The 331-nt window shown below is 42.0% G+C and carries 1 pseudogene; it reads right to left on the bottom strand.

Going from position 1 to position 331, the window contains the following annotated elements:
* Positions 1-297 (bottom strand): annotated as a pseudogene (locus tag A3712_RS21665) (hypothetical protein); the annotation flags it as partial.
* Between the last annotated feature and the right edge of the window lie 34 nt (positions 298-331).

Below are 331 nucleotides of genomic sequence, written 5' to 3'. Positions count from 1 at the left end.
TCCCCAATATTGGAGCGCATGTAAGTGAAGGATTTCAGGAAGAAAAAGGTCGGTGTCTAATCGGTTTTGGCGCTTATAGGCTTCTTTGACGTACTTTAAACCTTTTTGGTAATCCATCAGGCTCCAGCAACATCTTGCCATTAACATAAGCGATTGGATCGCTCCTTCTTCAAACAGAACTTGCTCAGATCTGACGAGGCATTGCTGAGCAATCTCAAGGATCATCAGCGGTTCAGAGTCGACACGAGTTTTGAGTTGTTCTAGTTCTGTTTCAAGAAGGTACTGATTTTTGTCCAAGGCTTAGATCCGTAATTATCGAACATATTGATAA

Origin of the sequence: Vibrio sp. HI00D65, from assembly GCF_001635455.1 — a bacterium.
In the GTDB taxonomy this organism is placed as follows: Bacteria; Pseudomonadota; Gammaproteobacteria; order Enterobacterales; family Vibrionaceae; genus Vibrio.
This window is presented reverse-complemented; position numbering and strand designations above follow the sequence as displayed.